At 40.1% G+C, this 15,854-nt stretch carries 14 protein-coding genes and 1 pseudogene; 1 reads left to right on the top strand and 14 read right to left on the bottom strand.

Annotated elements, in window-relative coordinates:
* Positions 1-281: 281 nt before the first annotated feature.
* Entirely contained in the window at positions 282-2,450 is a 2,169-nt protein-coding gene (locus tag BSHG_RS13700) for a glycoside hydrolase family 3 C-terminal domain-containing protein (RefSeq protein ID WP_008658650.1), read from the bottom strand.
* 179 nt (positions 2,451-2,629) lie between these two features.
* Between BSHG_RS13700 and BSHG_RS13705 the strand changes: the two genes are divergently transcribed.
* Entirely contained in the window at positions 2,630-3,631 is a 1,002-nt protein-coding gene (locus BSHG_RS13705; protein WP_005801353.1) for an aldo/keto reductase, read from the top strand.
* Positions 3,632-3,701: 70 nt separating this feature from the next.
* Here the strand turns inward: BSHG_RS13705 and BSHG_RS13710 are convergent, their stop codons facing one another.
* The 13 genes and pseudogenes from BSHG_RS13710 to BSHG_RS13760 all read right to left on the bottom strand — a co-directional run bounded on the left by BSHG_RS13710 (position 3,702) and on the right by BSHG_RS13760 (position 15,853).
* The gene (locus tag BSHG_RS13710) at positions 3,702-5,249 is read right to left on the bottom strand and encodes an ATP-binding protein (protein ID WP_008658644.1); all 1,548 of its coding nucleotides are present in this window, start codon (positions 5,247-5,249) and stop codon (positions 3,702-3,704) included.
* Between the two features lie 147 nt (positions 5,250-5,396).
* Complete coding sequence (locus tag BSHG_RS22995; RefSeq protein WP_005784981.1) at positions 5,397-5,489, bottom strand: smalltalk protein; 93 nt, start codon at positions 5,487-5,489, stop codon at positions 5,397-5,399.
* A gap of 21 nt (positions 5,490-5,510) precedes the next feature.
* Positions 5,511-5,633: pseudogene (locus BSHG_RS21525) on the bottom strand (DNA-binding protein); the annotation flags it as partial.
* A 430-nt stretch (positions 5,634-6,063) separates the two neighbouring features.
* Positions 6,064-6,651, bottom strand: a complete 588-nt coding sequence (locus BSHG_RS13715; RefSeq protein ID WP_005809353.1) for an N-acetylmuramidase family protein — start codon at positions 6,649-6,651, stop codon at positions 6,064-6,066.
* Positions 6,652-6,672: 21 nt separating this feature from the next.
* Positions 6,673-7,803, bottom strand: a complete 1,131-nt coding sequence (locus BSHG_RS13720) for a DegT/DnrJ/EryC1/StrS family aminotransferase (RefSeq protein ID WP_008658635.1) — start codon at positions 7,801-7,803, stop codon at positions 6,673-6,675.
* Between the two features lie 13 nt (positions 7,804-7,816).
* Positions 7,817-8,401 carry an acetyltransferase gene (locus tag BSHG_RS13725; RefSeq protein ID WP_008658631.1) on the bottom strand — a complete coding sequence of 195 codons (585 nt, stop codon included), beginning with the start codon at positions 8,399-8,401 and terminating at the stop codon, positions 7,817-7,819.
* Between the two features lie 12 nt (positions 8,402-8,413).
* Positions 8,414-9,022, bottom strand: coding sequence for a sugar transferase (locus BSHG_RS13730; RefSeq protein WP_008658629.1), 609 nt, complete (start codon positions 9,020-9,022; stop codon positions 8,414-8,416).
* 2 nt (positions 9,023-9,024) lie between these two features.
* Positions 9,025-10,233, bottom strand: coding sequence for a glycosyltransferase family 4 protein (locus BSHG_RS13735; protein WP_008658627.1), 1,209 nt, complete (start codon positions 10,231-10,233; stop codon positions 9,025-9,027).
* Between the two features lie 10 nt (positions 10,234-10,243).
* On the bottom strand, positions 10,244-11,428 hold the full coding sequence (gene wecB / locus BSHG_RS13740; protein WP_008658625.1) for a non-hydrolyzing UDP-N-acetylglucosamine 2-epimerase: 1,185 nt from the start codon (positions 11,426-11,428) through the stop codon (positions 10,244-10,246).
* A gap of 7 nt (positions 11,429-11,435) precedes the next feature.
* Positions 11,436-12,587, bottom strand: a complete 1,152-nt coding sequence (locus BSHG_RS13745) for a capsular polysaccharide biosynthesis protein CapF (RefSeq protein WP_008658624.1) — start codon at positions 12,585-12,587, stop codon at positions 11,436-11,438.
* Between the two features lie 44 nt (positions 12,588-12,631).
* Positions 12,632-13,651: a polysaccharide biosynthesis protein gene (locus BSHG_RS13750; protein ID WP_008658622.1), complete on the bottom strand. Its 1,020-nt coding sequence runs from the start codon at positions 13,649-13,651 to the stop codon at positions 12,632-12,634.
* A gap of 31 nt (positions 13,652-13,682) precedes the next feature.
* A complete protein-coding gene (locus tag BSHG_RS13755) occupies positions 13,683-14,783 on the bottom strand; it encodes a glycosyltransferase family 4 protein (protein WP_008658621.1) in 1,101 nt (366 codons plus the stop codon).
* Positions 14,780-15,853 carry a glycosyltransferase family 4 protein gene (locus BSHG_RS13760; RefSeq protein ID WP_008658620.1) on the bottom strand — a complete coding sequence of 358 codons (1,074 nt, stop codon included), beginning with the start codon at positions 15,851-15,853 and terminating at the stop codon, positions 14,780-14,782. The genes BSHG_RS13755 and BSHG_RS13760 overlap by 4 nt, the downstream gene beginning before the upstream one ends.
* Between the last annotated feature and the right edge of the window lies 1 nt (position 15,854).

Raw genomic sequence — 15,854 nt, 5'->3', positions numbered from 1 at the left:
TTCAAACAAACACTCTTTATTCGTTTTTTGCCTTTAATGCATCCGTTATTCCACCATAGTTTATCTAAAAGACGAAATTGAGACTTATTTCATCCCAATATCGGGGAACTTTCTCAAATGTAAAATTAGTGCAGTTATTATTAACAATCCAGTATTATTTTATCTGATACTGATACAATCAGCACACCCTCTACATCAGAGAACAAGTACATACAGAAATCACCTTCAAACAATCTTTCCTTAAAAAACAACTACTACCCCAGAACCTGTAAAAACTAACTTTACCTTATCTTAACCTCAAAACCTTTCGTAATACCTTTCGCCAACCCCGGTTGTCCGGAACCGATAAACAAAGTATACTTTCCGGAAAGCATCCTCCATTTCCCATCTTCCCAAACTGATAACTCCCGGGGAGCTATAGTAAAATCCACTTTCTTTTTCTCACCTGAAGCAAGTTTTACTTTTTTAAATGCCACTAATTTTTTCAACGGATATGTGTAAACAGGAGTATTCTCCCTCGAAACATAGACTTGGACCACTTCTTCTCCTGCTAACTGACCTGAATTGGATAACTCGACCGAACATTGTAAAATCGCATCCGGCTGCAAAGTATCATTCCCTTGTATATTATCGAACTCAAAAGATGTATAACTCAATCCATGGCCGAAACCATATAAAGGTTCCCCTTTCATATAACGATAAGTACGCCCTTTCCACATATCAAAATCCAGTATATCCGGTAACTGTTCTTCGGTTTTGTAGATAGTCATAGGCAACTTACCCGACGGATTTTCATTTCCAAACAGCAAATTGGCCAAAGCCCTACCCGCTTCCTGTCCCGGATACCAAGCCTGCATAATAGCCGGTATATGTGTATCCGCCCATTCGGAAGTCAACGGATTTCCCGTGTGGAAAACCAATACAATTCTCGGATTCACCTGATAAATCTTTTTTAGAAGCTTCTCTTGTTCCTCCGGTAAATAAATAGAAGGCATATCATGGTTTTCTCGTGCCATTTTTTCATCACTACCCAAAGCTACAAGTACTATATCTGCCCCTTTTACCACTTGCGCTATAGAATCCGCAGAGGTTCCCATTCCGTTCAGATAAGTGACTTTCCCTTTTTTACCTATCAGCTCCTTCACTCCTTTCAAAAGGCTAACCGAATAAGGAGGCTGTCCGCTATATCCCCCCAAATAATTGTAATCGGCAAACGGTCCTACTACGGCTACAGATTTAATCTTTTCTTTATTTAAAGGTAACAAAGCATCGTTTTTCAATAGCACGACCGACTTAACAGCAGCCTCATAAGCAAGTTCTGCAAATTTCTTTCCTGCCAATAGTTTCTTATCATAATGATTATATGGGACAAGTTCCATCGGATCAAACTCTCCCAACTTAAACCGTGCCGTTAATACTCTTGTCAAAGCCCGGTCAATAGCAACTTCTGAAATTAATCCTTGTTCTACCGCTTGAACAAGTTTTTCCTTATAAGTAGTACCACATTCCAGATCACAACCACTGTTTACTCCTAAAGCAGCTGCCTCCTCCAGCGAGTTTACCACCCGGTGCTGCCAATTCATCACCCCAATAGCCCCGCAATCAGAAACTACAAATCCATCGAATCCCCATTCTTTTCTCAGCACATCATCGAGTAACCAATGCGAACCGCTGGGTGGTACTCCGTTAAAAGCATTATAAGCCGTCATCACCGATTGTGCGTTTGCCTCTTTCACGCAAGCCTCGTAAGCGGGGAAATAATATTCATATAGCTGTTTCGTCGGTATTTGTGAAGAACTGGAGAAACGATTGTTCTCTTCGTTATTGGCCACAAAATGTTTGATTGTTGCGACAGTTTTCAGATAAGTAGGATGATCCCCCTGTAAGCCTTTAACAAAAGCCACTCCAAGTCGCGAAGTCAGATGCGGATCTTCACCATAAGTCTCTTCATTTCTTCCCCAGCGTGGATCACGCGCCATGTTTATAGTAGGCGACCAGTAAGTGAGCCCTTTTCCTATCTCCAGATATTTCAACCGTGCCTCCGTAGAAATAGCAGAAGCTACCCGTTTGACTAACACCGTATCCCAGGTAGAAGCCAGATTAATGGCTTGCGGAAAGACTGTCACTTCACCGGCACGAGCCACTCCGTGAAGACATTCATTCCAATAATTATAAGCAGGAAGATTCAACCGCGGAATGCTATCACTTTCGCTCACCAACTGAGCTACCTTCTCTGCCAATGTCATCTGTTGAATCAACGTCCTTACACGAACCGCGACCGGTTGCGACAAATCTCCGATAATCCTCTCTTTTACACCACGGACTTCCACTTTTCCTCCTGCATTAAAAGCCGGACAATCCTCACACCCTCCATTGTCCTGAGCCCTCAACATTATACCTGTAGAAAGTAGAATCCCTATCATTACTATTTTTGTTTGCATGTCTTTCATATTCTGTCTCCACTGTTTTTAGTTCATACGCTTTTCAATAATGCAAAATTATCGGGATTCCATCAAACCATCCAGTATTATTTTATCCATTCATAATACAATTATTATTTTGATAACCTATGTTGCTCCATAAATCGATTATCTTTGCATCATAGTTAATCTTCAAAAGATCTCAGCATATGATCAATCCTATTTATTCAGCCGATAAAGCAAGATACTCCGGTGGGATGAAGTACCGTCGTTGCGGTAAAAGCGGTATACTGTTACCGGAAGTTTCTCTGGGCCTCTGGCATAATTTTGGTGATGTTGACACATTAGCCAACAGCCTCCGGATGGCTCACTTTGCATTCGACAAAGGTATCACACATTTCGACCTGGCTAATAACTACGGTCCCTCTTACGGCTCAGCCGAAGAAACGTTCGGACTCATCATGAAGAAATCCTTTATGCCCTATCGGGATGAACTATTCATATCCACCAAAGCCGGCCATGATATGTGGGAAGGTCCTTACGGAAACTGGGGCTCCCGGAAATACCTGATGAGCAGTCTCAACCAGAGTTTAAAACGCATGAATCTGGAGTATGTCGATATTTTCTATACCCATCGTTACGACCCCGAAACTCCACTTGAAGAAACTCTTCAGGCGCTCGTCGATATTGTCCGGCAAGGTAAAGCCCTCTACATCGGTATATCCAAATACCCCAAAGAAAAGGCAGAGTTCGCCTACCGATATCTGGAAGAACGAGACGTGCATTGTCTACTCTATCAGGGACGATACAACCTGTTTAACCGTGAACCGGAAGAACAAGGCATTCTGCAACAAGCCAAAGAAAATGGTACGGGCTTTATCGCCTTTTCTCCTCTGGCTCAAGGTCTGCTCACCAACCGGTATCTAAATGGAATTCCGGAGGACTCAAGAATAGCCCGCGGAGGTTTCCTGAAGAAAGAGCAATTGACCGAGCAAGTATTCAATAAAATCAAAGCATTGAATGAAGTGGCAGGTAATCGGGGACAGACCTTAGCCGAAATGGCATTGGCCTGGGTCTTGAAAGATGATCTGGTAACCTCTGTTATCGTCGGCGCGAGCTCCGTCAAGCAACTGGAAGACAATCTGAAAGTGACGGAAAACTGTAAGTTCAGTACAGACGAGATTCAACGTATCGGGAACATTCTTCAATGAACTCTTTTTCACCACAGATTAACAGATCACACAGATGTGTAATATTCAGATTATCATATGGAATTTAGAGTCAATCCACGACCCAACAATCAATATTCCTTGTTTTCGAGCTAAAGTTCACTCCTGCCTTTAGCAGTTGACGGGGATCATTGGCAAACGGAGCGGCATATCCCTTTTCTTCTATCTGTTTCAAAGCCTCTTCCGCACTCCCGTCAAATTTGAACTCCATCACATAAATGTATCGGTCTGTCTTCAAAACCATATCGATGCGCCCGTTAGAAGTATGATACTCCGCCTGGACATAAAAACCAAGTAATTTATAAACAATAAAAAGAACATTCTGATAATGCAACTCCAAGTCACGTACCAGTTCATAAGGAGTATCGGCGAAGAAACTTTGCAGACGACGAAAGAAAGCATCACAATCTCCCTGTTCCACTTCAGAAACGAACCTGGTTATATGAAACCCTGTTTGTCCTTTATCAATATTTGCATAAAAAGGAAGTAAATACCTGATAAATCCTTCCTCTACTTCCCGATTGGGAAATCCCAGGCGGTAGATATCAAAACGTTCATCATACCCTTTTATCGTCAGATAGCCACTCTGATAAATCACCGGCAGAGGATTCTTCGAAGTAGAATCTATGCAATTCAGCATATCTGATGTCGCCTCATCGTGTGCCAGCTGTTGCAAGTCATATTTATCACGCAGTAAAAGTTTTACCAAATAAGACGGAGTACCTGTTTCGAACCAGTAACTGCCAAACTTCATCTTATAAAAAGTATTCAGTATACTGAACGGATTATATAAACCGATAGAATTTTCCGTGAAATGATAACCATCATACCGTTCCTTCAGCTCCCGGCAAGCATCTTCGTACGACATCTTTTGATATTTCGCCAACTGACGAATTTCCGGTTCCAGATAATGATGGATTTCCTTTTCTGTAATTCCACACAACTCCACATAAGGTTCGTCCATAGAGATATCGTTCAGATTATTCAGGTCACTAAACACACTTACCTTACCAAACTTGGTAACTCCCGTCAAAAGGGCAAAGCGGATATACCCGTCCATCGTTTTCAGCACAGAATAAAAACCTTTCAGTGTATCACGATACTTCTCTCCCAACTCCTCATTACCGATAGCCTGCAACATCGGTTTATCATATTCATCAATCAAAATCACCACCCGCTGCCCCGACTGTTCACAGGCACGCTGTACAATACCCTTGAAACGCAAAGGAATAGAAGTTTCAGAAGGAGCAGTCCCGTACACCATTTCCCATTTAGCCAACGTATCGTTCAATATTCGATCCAAGCTTTCGGGCGTATCATACTTTTCGGTGTTCAGATCCAGATGTAAAATCGAATATTTTATCCAATCTTTTTCCAACTCCTCCATAGCCAAACCACGAAACAAGTCCTTTTTCCCTTGAAAATAAGCTTCAAGAGTAGATATCAGCAGACTCTTGCCAAAGCGACGGGGACGGCTCAGGAAATAATATGAACCCGTTTTTACCAATCTACAGACTAATGCAGTCTTATCTATATAAAGATAGCCTTCCCTACGTATTTTCTCAAAGTTCTGTATCCCAATCGGGTAAAGTTTAGCCATAACACATTTCTATTAATCGTTTCACTCACAAATATACAAGATTATTCTTAATTATCGGTTTTGCTAACCATAATAATAAATGCCGGTACCCATTCTTCCGAACAGATACCGGCATTTATTTTTTCAACCGAAACGATCGGTCAGTTATCAGAGCAATCCCTGCCCTCCTATCACTCCTGCAATGGCGCTTGCCACAGCTATAATCACCTTTAAAAGGATATTCCAGCTATTCTTCTTCATGTATTTATCTGATTAAAGTTATTATGCAGTCGGATCATCCACAATGTCTCCATCACCATTACCGGAATCATGACCGCCCGAAGTGCCGATACTACCTATCTTCTGAAACTCAACACCCTGAAGCAATGCACGGGTAGTGCCAAGTCATATTCCTAATCTCCTTTTATTCATGTTATTACTACTAATTTTATTCACATTTCGTTGATCAACATTGCAAAGGTGGACATTAACAGGAAGATGACAAAGGAAAACAGGGCATCTGGAACCGATCACTCATAAAAAGTTATAAGTATCACATTCTCAGGAAATAAAAAAGAGAGTATCCTTTTCTGGACACCCTCTTCCCTACGCATCTGCGTCACATACTTTACTATTGTTTGATTTCCCATATTATACCCGTTTAGGTACAAATACAATAAAAAGACTCCCACTTTTATACCCGATATGGTATAAAAGTGGGAGCAAGACAGGAATCTATACCCATTTGGGTATATTTTCACTCATTATATCTGATTACATCTATGACTTTCCTGATATTTTCAGTAAAACCTATTTTCTCCTATCTATTACATTTCTATTCCTTCGTAAACTTCCGATAAGCCTCTTCCAGTTTTTTATCGTACTGATTTTGGGCATATCCGGGTCCATTATACCTCCTGGCAAACCCGACCCAGTCTTTCTGCTCCAGATAGGACTGCAACTTAGCAAGTTTCACAAACCTCGCAAAAGCTTCCAGTTGCTTATCTTCTCCGACACACATATCTTTCACCATTTCCTCCACACTGCCATACCCGCACATCGCATAGTTAAAGCCCATCACTTGGAACATTCCCCATGAAGTGGAAGCGTCAGCAGCTTCTTTATGTATTTCCCGGGCCTTTTCCAGACGTTCATACTCTTTCATCCCGCCATAATAATGACCCTTCTCCCATTTAGGATAAAGAATATTTTCATTGCCCGCAACATACCTATCCGGATCAAGTCCCCGCTTCTTGAGTTCACGCCAAAAGATGTGACCTTCGAATAAGATCATCGGTCGCCCCGGAGCCACAAAGCCCCCATGCCCACCGGTCTCAACTGCCTGTACAGCTTTTACCACTGCTACCTCAATGCCAAGTAAATCCGCCACACGCTGAAAATCATTTTCTGTTAAGTTTTCCATGAGTAATTAGATTTATTTTATTTATATCGCTCTGATCGTATCCACCACTCTCCTGATATCCTCATCTGTCAGTGTAGGTCCCGAAGGCAGACACAAGCCGATATCGAACAACCTCTCACTCGTACCATTCCCATAGAACGGAGCATCCGTGAACACAGGCTGAAGATGCATCGGCTTCCACAGAGGACGCGTCTCTATGTTCTCGGAGTCCAGCCTCAAACGGATATCCTCACGACTCTTACCCGCAAGCTTCGGATCAACCAGAATACAAGTAAGCCAAAAGTTGGAAGCAAACCGCGAATCAGGGTTCTCCATGACCGTAATACCCGCCACATCTTTCAGCAAATCAACATACAAAGAGTGAATGGCACGGCGACGGGCAATATGTTCATCGAGGACAAACATCTGCCCACGACCGATACCCGCACAGATGTTGCTCATACGGTAATTGTAACCGATATGGGTATGCTGGTAATGCGGAGCGGCATCACGAGCCTGCGTAGCGTAGAACTTTGTTTGCTTCGCCTCTTCCTCCGTACGACAGATCAGAGCACCTCCCCCGGAAGTCGTGATCATCTTGTTGCCATTGAAAGAGAGAGCGGCCAGTTCACCGAATGTGCCACACTTCCGTCCGTTCAGTTCCGAACCCAAAGCCTCCGCGGCATCCTCCAATACGGGGATACCATAACGACCCGCAATATCCATGATCTCGTCCATCTTGGCAGGCATACCGTAAAGGTGGACAGGGATAATAGCCTTCGGGAGCTTACCCGTCTTGCGCAAACGGTCCTTTATAGCCTCCTCAAGCAATACCGGATCCATATTCCAGGTATCCTTCTCACTGTCCACAAAAACAGGTTTGGCCTCCAGATAAGAAATCGGATTGGCAGAGGCGGCAAAAGTAAAGCTTTGGCAGATCACTTCATCACCGGACTCCACATCCAGAAGAATCAAGCCCAAGTGAAGTGCAGCCGTTCCAGCACTCAAAGCCACTACACGACGATCTTCATGCAAATATTCAACCAAAGATTGCTCAAAAGCATCCACGTTAGGTCCCAAAGGGACAACCCAGTTCGTATCAAAGGCCTCTTTTATAAAGTCTTGCTCACGGCCACCCATGTGAGCAAGCGAAAGCCAGATTCGTTTGTTCATCAATAATATAATTTTATATACTCTTAATAATTTTACATTTGTTTCCCACCGCCAAAACATGATCGGGAATATCCTTAGTCACCACGGAACCGGCACCGACCACACTCCACTTTCCTATCTTCACACCGGGAATAACGGTAGTACCGGCACCAATCCAAGTTCCCTCTCCGACCAATACATTTCCGCAAAGAGTGGAATGCGGAGAAATATGCACATAATCCTCAATGACACATTCATGATCCACAGAGGCCCCCGTATTAATAATACAATGCCTGCCTACCTGAGCACACACCTGTATAATACTCCCTTGCATCACGACACTCCCCTCTCCAATATCAGCAAATTCAGATACAATGGACAAAGGATGAATAGCACATCCAAACTCCACGGACAAAGTATCCACAATCCTCTTCCGTATCCGATTATTTCCAATACTGACGATCAGTGGTCCCCGCACTTCCGACGGACGTAATACGGGATGACCAAGAAGAGAAGTAACCTCCACATTATCATCAAACAACGCTTCAATCGATTCATGACCGGCTCGTAAAATATCAATGATCACTTTGGCATGACCACTGGCACCATATAAAAACATGATTGTTACTGATTAATTATTCCCTGTAAAAGGTTCCATTGTTACTGAAGTATCAGAACTGATACCCTCTCGCACAAAAACTTTTTTTATAGTCAAAAAAAAGATCTTCAAATCCAGAAAAAAAGAACAATGATCTACATACCAGACATCCAACTCAAACTTCCTTACCCACGAAATGGCATTTCGTCCATTCACCTGAGCCCAACCGGTTATCCCGGGACGGACTTCATGCCGACGAGCCTGTTCTTTATTGTATAAAGGAAGATATTGAGGTAATAACGGACGGGGGCCAATAAAGGACATATCTCCTTTCAGAATATTGATTAATTGTGGGAGTTCGTCAATCGAAGTAGAACGAACAAACTTACCAACCTTCGTTAATCGTTTATCATCCGGAAGTAAGTTCCCTTCTGCATCACGTTCATCTGTCATAGTTTTAAATTTGATGACTTTAAAGATTTTACCATGCCTTCCGGGCCTCTCCTGAAGAAAAAAAGCACCGGCACCTTTATTGGCAAAATGAAGCCAAAGAGTTACGAGAAGCAATACAGGCCAGATAATAATCAGGACAAAAAACACGACTACAAAATCGATTAATCGTTTAATAACATACTGATACATACCTACTCAAAATGTTTCATTATCATCCGGTACCCTCTTTCTACTGTATAATTAGACTTCAAGTATTCATACCCTTTCTCGCCCATCACTTTTATTTTTTCTCTGTCTGCAGATAAGGAATCCACCATTTCCATAAATGTATCCAAATTCCCATTTTCTGTCCAAAAGCCATAACCATTCCGTTCAGCAATCCGTCCGATATCCGTATTCAGGTCTGTAGCCAATAAAACGGGCATCCGGTTTTCTAAATAAGAGAGTAAACGGGAAGGGTAATTAGGGATGGTAAAACGTTTATCAAGGAAAATCAAACCGACATCACAAGCCTTTACCAAATCATCATACTCTTTCTTTGGAAGTGAAGAAAGCAGCATTGAATTATCCGGATGATTCGCCTCAAACCAAGACTTTATCTTGCCATATTCAGTGCCACTGCCTACAATGATGAAATAACTGTCATTACGTTCCTCATTTGCGGCTATCACGTCCAACAAGAAAATCAGACCTTGTGGACGCCCCAAATTGCCACCATATATAAAAAGAGTCTTATTAATTGGAATATGCAATTTCTGCAATATGTTTTTTCTTGCAGTTGAAGCCATTAATGGCTTCTCTAACAATTTAATACTATTGGGGCATATCTCTACTCTATCAGCCTTTATTTCCGGATTATGTGTCAACACATAATCCACATTGGCAGGAGACATACAGCCTATAAAGTCCGATATCTGATATAAAACTTTCTCTTTTTTACGGAAAAGTCTATAAATTAAGCTTCTCTTTGAAAACATTCCCAAATCAACTGCATTTTGAGGAAAAATATCTTTCAATAAAAGATAACTTTTCGCCTTACAGCGTTTCTTTTGTGAACTGATGACCCTATTGAAAGTAATGGGAGGAGTTGAATAAAGTATCAAATCAAACCGGATATCCTTCCAATATCTTTTTATGGCACATTGATACTGCATCTCCAATAACAATGTACCGATGCCTTTCTCCACCACATTGCTCTTTTGGATATTCAATGTCTTCACCCTCAATATTTGAGCGCCACAACTCTCTTTTATTGAAGTAGATTCATGAAAGCGACGTTCGGCGGGAACAACCATATAGACCCTATGCCCATGACAAATAAATTCCCGCATCAAATCCGTGTATATCCCCCGTTCAGAAAGATCTGAAACACGGTTAAGGGTCAGAAACAAAATATTCATTTCGATATTATCAGGATTTTCTCCAGACAATTTTGTTTACTATTCCTGTATAACTTTGAATCAACTTCACCACCTTTGTCGATACATTTCGATCCATATAATCCGGAACAGGGACACCATTATCACCATTCCTATTCATTTCCACAGCAGTATCTACAGCTTGAAGCAAAGAGGCTTTATCAATCCCCGCAAGGATAAAACATCCCTTATCCAAAGCTTCGGGACGTTCGGTACTTGTGCGAATACAAACAGCCGGAAAAGAGTGACCGACAGAAGTGAAAAAAGAACTTTCCTCCGGTAATGTCCCGCTATCACTGACCACGGCATAAGCATGCATCTGCAAGCAGTTATAGTCATGGAACCCCAGAGGGGCATGCCGAATCACCCGGCTATCCAGTTTAAATCCACTTGATTCCAGGCGGTTACGGCTACGAGGATGGCAACTGTAAAGTACAGGCATGTCATACTTTTCAGCCATCGCATTTATGCCTTCAAACAATGAAGCGAAGTTCTTGTCAGTATCAATATTCTCTTCCCGATGTGCAGACAGCAGGATATATTGTCCTTTCCTCAAACCCAATCTGGCGTGGATATCCGAAGATTCTATAGCAGAAAGGTTCTCAGACAGAACCTCGGCCATCGGAGAACCGGTTACATAAGTACGTTCCTTTGCCACACCCGAAGCATTCAGATACCGTCTGGCATGCTCCGAATAGCAAAGATTCATATCAGAAATAATGTCTACAATACGCCGGTTTGTCTCTTCAGGAAGGCACTCATCAAAGCAACGGTTACCGGCTTCCATATGAAAAATAGGAATATGCAAGCGTTTAGCGCTGATTACACTTAGGCAAGAATTGGTATCACCGAGAACCAAAACGGCATCAGGGCGTAAGTGTGACATCAGTTTATAGCTCGCATTCAAAATATTACCCATTGTCGAACCCAAATCATCCCCTACAGCATCCATATAGACATCCGGAGCCTGTAAGCCCAGGTCATGAAAAAAGACTCCGTTCAGATTATAATCATAATTCTGTCCGGTATGAGCCAAAATACAATCAAAATATCGACGGCATTTATTTATTACGGCAGCCAACCGGATAATCTCCGGACGGGTACCGACTATAATCAACAGTCTCAGTTTGCCATTATACCGAAACTTGATATCTGAATAATCCAGTTTGATTTCCATAATGCTATTAAACTTCTTCAAAATAAGTATCCGGCCTACCGGGATCAAAACACTCGTTACACCACATAAAAGTTATCATATCCGTATCACCCAGGTTCTCAATATTATGGGTATAACCGGTAGGAATATCAATTATTTCAAGTTTATCACCTGAAACAAAATATTCTAGAATCTCAGAGGATGAATCATACACGTTACGAAAACGGATGACACCTTGGCCACTTACAACCACAAACTTTTCGTTTTTGGTATGATGCCAATGGTTACCTTTTGTAATATGTGGCTTGGAAATATTAACCGAGAACTGTCCCCGGTCCGTACTGCGGATAATCTCCGTGAAACTGCCACGGGCATCCACATTCATCTTCAAAGGATAGCCAAATCCATCTTTCGGCAGATAAGAGAGATAGGTGGAGTAAAGTTTCTTAGTAAAAGCATCTCCCACATGGGGAACTCCCAAATTGTTACGGTTCTCACGGAAAGAATATAGCAATTCCACAATTGCTCCCAAAGTAACAGTGTATACAGCAGATACTTTACAATAAGCTCCTTCCCGATGTTCATTGCCCGTCAAAGCAGAGATTAATTCATCCACAACATCATCTATATATACAAGATTCATCTCCACATTCGGATCATTGACCTGAATGGGAAGATCATGTGCTATGTTATAGCAAAAAGTAGCTATTGCACTATTATAATTAGGGCGGCACCATTTACCAAAGACATTGGGAAAACGGTATACCAACACTTTCGATCCCGTTTCCCGGGAATACTCAAACAACAATTGTTCACCCGCCCGTTTAGAGGCTCCATAAGGATTATCCAAAGCGGCTTGTGTAGAAGAGGATATCATGATAGGGCAAGTATTTCCATGTCTCTTCAATGAAGCAAGAAGCGTAGAAGCAAAACCAAAGTTCCCTTTCATAAATTCAGACTGATCCAATGGACGGTTTACACCGGCCAGATTAAAAATGAAATCAGCCTGTCGGCAATAGTCATCCAATTCAGAAGGGGCACTATCTACATCATATTCAAAAATGATCAACTCGTTTCCGGACAAAGCGTAATTTTTTGCTTTGCCACTTTGAATATTGCGCAATTGGGATACAAGATTCCGCCCGACAAAACCTTTCGCACCGGTTACTAAAACTTTCATAAATAAAGAGGAATTAATTTATTTGACCTTGATTGCTATCAATTCTATTTTTCAAGGCCAAGATCTTCGCGAATAAAATCAAGTTTCAAGAGAAGTTCTTTCATCCCCTCAACATCAAGACGACGGGTATTATGAGAATGGTAATCTTCTATTTTGGAGACCTCCTCACTTCCTTCCACAAAAAACTTATCATAATTTAAATCACGCGTATCACATGGGATACGATAATAATCACCCATATCCTCTGCTTTAGACATCTCTTCACGGGTAACAAGAGTTTCATAGAGTTTCTCACCGTGACGGGTACCAATCACTTTGACATCCGCGTTACTATGGTAAAGAGACTTTAATGCATCGGCTAATACATTCAGAGTAGCAGCGGGCGCCTTCTGAACAAACAAATCACCATTTTTTCCATGCTGAAAGGCATAAATCACCAAGTCGACAGCATCATCCAAAGTCATCATGAAGCGGGTCATGTTGGGATCTGTTATTGTTATTGGATTACATTTCTTAATTTGCTCTACCCACAAAGGTATCACAGAACCACGACTGGCCATAACATTCCCATAACGGGTACAGCAAATCGTTGTTCCTCCACAATTACCCAACTGACGACCTTTGGCGATAGCAACTTTCTCCATCATGGCTTTGCTGATACCCATTGCATTTATAGGATAGGCAGCTTTATCGGTAGAAAGTACCACCACATTTTTAACACCGTGAGCTATGGCGGAATCCAACACATTTTCTGTACCGAGAACATTTGTCCTAACCGCTTGTGTGGGAAAAAACTCACAGGAAGGGACTTGCTTCAGCGCAGCGGCATGGAAGATATAATCCACTCCATTCATAACTCCATCTACAGAGCGCTTGTCACGGACATCGCCAATGTAAAATTTTACTTTGGGATTCTGAAGATGGTGACGCATATCATCTTGTTTCTTTTCATCACGAGAGAATATACGAATCTCCCTGATATCAGAATCAAGAAAACGACGTAAAACTGCATTGCCGAAAGAACCTGTTCCACCGGTAATCAATAAAATTTTATCCTTGAACATAAATTTATATTACATATATTTTATTTCTTAATCATTGTATTAATGAAGAATAATGAAGTCTATAAATATCATACACGACTTCTTTTCTATATGATTCCCAAACTTTATTATATGCATTTTTCATCAAAAGTTCTGCTTCGTTATGATTTTCAATACAATACTTGATTTTATCAACTATATCATCTACCGATTTCTCTTTCACAAATAATCCACAATTATTTCCATTCTTCCCTGTTAGCATATCTTTTATAGCAGCACGTTCTGTAGATATTACAATTTTGCCTAAACTCATTGCCTCTAAAATAGAAATGGGAAAAGCTTCTGCTTTATAGTAAGTAGGAAGTACTAGAATATCAATTGTTTTCATAAAATTAATAACATCCTCATTAGCCATTCCTCCCATCAGTATTATTTTATGGCCTAGATCTACCCCTGCTAATATTTTTATTTTATCAATAACATTACTAGCTCCAGGACCAACTATAAATAATTTGATATCATAATCTATTTTTAGAACTGCCTGTATCAATTCAAAAAGCCCCTTAGTTGGTTCAAGATTTCCCACAAATGCAACCCTATTAATTTTTTTTGTCGATAAACAGAATGTATCCGGTACATCAATAGAATTAGGAGTAAGAAATACCCGATCTTTCAAGATTTCAATATTCTTCAATGATTTTTCAGAATAAGAATCCAGAACCCAAATTTGGTTATACAACATAAGAGTCTTTCTGAAAAAATATCCCCAAATAAATTTAGCTTTTAAATCTTGAGAAATACAACCATACCGACAATGCATGATAGTCTTTATACCATGTTTTATACATATTTTAGCCAAACAATAGTCTCTCACAGTTCCTAAACTACCACTCGTAGTTATATGCATTATACTTATATTATTTTTCTGTATCTCTTTTATAAGCTGTTGCCGAATAAATCTTAAACCCAAAAGACCAGCATAAACTCTTTTCAATAGCGATTGCTCAGAAAATTTTCTATGCTTTAATGAGCTATCAATGGAAATCAATTCAAATCGATCATCTATAAATGTCTTCAGATATTTATTAGTCCATGAATTTATACCACCATTACCTCCTGTCGGAGAAATCAGTAAAATCTTCTTTTTATTCATTGAAATAGAATTGAATATTTTAAAATAAAATCATTTTTATTAAAAGTCTCGATTGCATATTTTCTATTACTTTTTCTTATATATTCTATCTCTTCTATAGATAATTGAGAATATTTAAAAATGGCATTTACTATAGATTCTATGGAGCGAGGATTAAATAAAAATCCATTTATACCATCTTTTATTAAATCCAAATTATCACAAACATCACTACATAATACTGGTAACCCACAGGACATAGCTTCACAAATAACATTTGGATATCCCTCAAAAAGAGATGGCAAAATAAATAAGTCGGCCTCTTGATAAGCCCTTAAAATTTCTTGAGTATTAGGAAGAAATTCAAATATATCTCCCAATTCGAAATTGACAATAGCTTCAATACAAGTTTTATAATAACGTTCAGAATCACATCTCCCATACCACTTTACTCGAATATTAACTCCACTAATACAAGCTCTATGTATTGCTTCTATAAAGCGCAGTACATTCTTTTGTTCCGTAATTCTCCCCACTACTATAGCATTAATTACATCTCCTGATTTTACGACATCTGGTACAAAATAAGAAGTATCAATATAATTTGTTATAATATAACTTTTCTCAATCAAATGCGGTTTATTTCTTTTTATAAAATTCCACTGAGCTCTTGAATTAGATATTACAGAATTCGCACTTTTATGATACAAGAAAAACCTAAATCGAGTTCTCAAGTCATACTTTTGAGAGGTGTTCCGCTCCGACACTATTAAATTATAACAACAACCTAAAATTTTACATATACAGGCTATAATATTAGGAGTACTCAAATAAGAGATAACACAATCCGGTTTTTCTGCATGAAAATATTTATAGACCTTTATTAAACGTTTGTATTTATTAGACGCCCCGCCTATACAAATATATTCAATATTGTGTTGTTCAATAACAGGTAAAAAAAAAGCTTTATCCCAATAACAAACAAGTTTCACATTATATTTATGCTCCGACAATAAGATAGCTAATTGTACTATTTGCTTTTGAGCACCACCAGAAGTGAGACTATCAATAAAACATACAATATTTTTCATA

The sequence above is a fragment of the Bacteroides sp. 3_2_5 genome, from assembly GCF_000159855.2.
Taxonomy (GTDB): domain Bacteria; phylum Bacteroidota; class Bacteroidia; order Bacteroidales; family Bacteroidaceae; genus Bacteroides; species Bacteroides fragilis.
This window is presented reverse-complemented; position numbering and strand designations above follow the sequence as displayed.

Excerpts from the sequence above, each read along its gene's own strand:
- BSHG_RS13745 (WP_008658624.1), bottom strand. The coding sequence starts at position 12,587 with ATGAAAGTTTTAGTAACCGGTGCGAAAGGTTTTGTCGGGCGGAATCTT.
- BSHG_RS13725 (WP_008658631.1), bottom strand. The coding sequence starts at position 8,401 with ATGTTTTTATATGGTGCCAGTGGTCATGCCAAAGTGATCATTGATATT.
- BSHG_RS13705 (WP_005801353.1), top strand. The coding sequence starts at position 2,630 with ATGATCAATCCTATTTATTCAGCCGATAAAGCAAGATACTCCGGTGGG.
- BSHG_RS13730 (WP_008658629.1), bottom strand. The coding sequence starts at position 9,022 with ATGTATCAGTATGTTATTAAACGATTAATCGATTTTGTAGTCGTGTTT.
- BSHG_RS13710 (WP_008658644.1), bottom strand. The coding sequence starts at position 5,249 with ATGGCTAAACTTTACCCGATTGGGATACAGAACTTTGAGAAAATACGT.
- BSHG_RS13735 (WP_008658627.1), bottom strand. The coding sequence starts at position 10,233 with ATGAATATTTTGTTTCTGACCCTTAACCGTGTTTCAGATCTTTCTGAA.
- wecB (WP_008658625.1), bottom strand. The coding sequence starts at position 11,428 with ATGGAAATCAAACTGGATTATTCAGATATCAAGTTTCGGTATAATGGC.
- BSHG_RS13760 (WP_008658620.1), bottom strand. The coding sequence starts at position 15,853 with ATGAAAAATATTGTATGTTTTATTGATAGTCTCACTTCTGGTGGTGCT.
- BSHG_RS13755 (WP_008658621.1), bottom strand. The coding sequence starts at position 14,783 with ATGAATAAAAAGAAGATTTTACTGATTTCTCCGACAGGAGGTAATGGT.
- BSHG_RS13700 (WP_008658650.1), bottom strand. The coding sequence starts at position 2,450 with ATGAAAGACATGCAAACAAAAATAGTAATGATAGGGATTCTACTTTCT.
- BSHG_RS13720 (WP_008658635.1), bottom strand. The coding sequence starts at position 7,803 with ATGAACAAACGAATCTGGCTTTCGCTTGCTCACATGGGTGGCCGTGAG.
- BSHG_RS22995 (WP_005784981.1), bottom strand. The coding sequence starts at position 5,489 with ATGAAGAAGAATAGCTGGAATATCCTTTTAAAGGTGATTATAGCTGTG.
- BSHG_RS13750 (WP_008658622.1), bottom strand. The coding sequence starts at position 13,651 with ATGTTCAAGGATAAAATTTTATTGATTACCGGTGGAACAGGTTCTTTC.
- BSHG_RS13715 (WP_005809353.1), bottom strand. The coding sequence starts at position 6,651 with ATGGAAAACTTAACAGAAAATGATTTTCAGCGTGTGGCGGATTTACTT.